The organism is Rhodanobacter terrae (genome assembly GCF_042657005.1).
Classification (GTDB): Bacteria; Pseudomonadota; Gammaproteobacteria; order Xanthomonadales; family Rhodanobacteraceae; genus Rhodanobacter; species Rhodanobacter terrae.
In genome coordinates this window covers 1-1,092 of record NZ_JBHSNG010000075.1, presented here as the reverse complement: position 1 = coordinate 1,092, position 1,092 = coordinate 1, and the positions used below count along the sequence as shown (strand labels likewise).

The window sequence follows — 1,092 nt, the reverse complement described above, 5'->3', positions numbered from 1 at the left end:
GTTTTCGTGCCGCCGTGACGGTGATGTGCCTCTGATCAACTTCATTTTCTGGCTCACAGGCACACCTCCCCTGCAGTAGTCAGCAAAGTTCGTCGCACCATCCACAGATTCGCCAACGCAAACAACGTCAGCACCTGAGCCGTGTTCTTGACCAAGCCCTTGAATCGCACCTTCTGGTAGCCAAACTGGCGCTTCACCACGCGGAACGGGTGCTCGACCTTGGCGCGCACCGCCGCCTTCATGTGTTCGGTGTGCTTGACCGCATCTTTCAGTTCACCCTCGGGCATTGCCTTGACGCTGCCACGCTTGGCCGCGATGTACCACGTGCGACCGCGCTTGGGGGCCCGTTTCTCGGCACCCTGATAGCCGGCGTCGGCGTACACGGTCTTTTCCCTGCCATGCAGGAGCTTGTCCACTTCCGTCACGTCACCCGCGTTGGCCGGCGTCGTGGTCACCGTGTGTACCAGTCCCGACTCCACATCCACGCCGATGTGCGCCTTCATCCCGAAATACCACTGCTGACCCTTCTTGGTCTGGCGCATGTCCGGATCGCGCTGCTTGTCGCGGTTCTTGGTCGATGACGGCGCCTGAATAATCGTGGCATCCACGATCGTGCCCTGGCGAAGCAAAAGGCCCTTGCCGCTCAGGTGGGCATTAACCGCTTCGAGGATCTTCGCCGCCAAGCCGTGCTGTTCCAGGAAGCGACGGAACTTCAGGATCGTCGTCTCGTCGGGAATTGGGTTCTCGTTCAACTCCAGCCCCGCGAAGCGGCGCATCGATTCGATCTCGTACAACGCATCTTCCATCGCCGGATCGCTCAGCGCGTACCACTGCTGCATGAAGTGAATGCGCAGCATCGTGGCAGCGGACATCGGCGGCCGACCCCGGCGCCCGGAGGTGGGGTAGCTCGGCTCGATCAGCGCCAGCAAGGCCGCCCAGGGAACCACCTTGTCCATCTCGCCCAAAAACCGCTCTCGGCGTGTCGGCTTCTTCTTGGACTCGAAACTCAACGAGGCGAACGAACGCTGTTTCATCGGCGATGGGCTTCCTTGGGACTGGTCGCTATGATGCCGCACACGGGGAATAAATCAG

Annotated in this window: 1 protein-coding gene; it reads right to left on the bottom strand. The window is 60.9% G+C overall.

The window, feature by feature from the left end:
- Positions 1-53: 53 nt before the first annotated feature.
- Positions 54-1,034, bottom strand: a complete 981-nt coding sequence (locus ACFPPB_RS20280; RefSeq protein ID WP_377330469.1) for an IS5 family transposase — start codon at positions 1,032-1,034, stop codon at positions 54-56.
- Between the last annotated feature and the right edge of the window lie 58 nt (positions 1,035-1,092).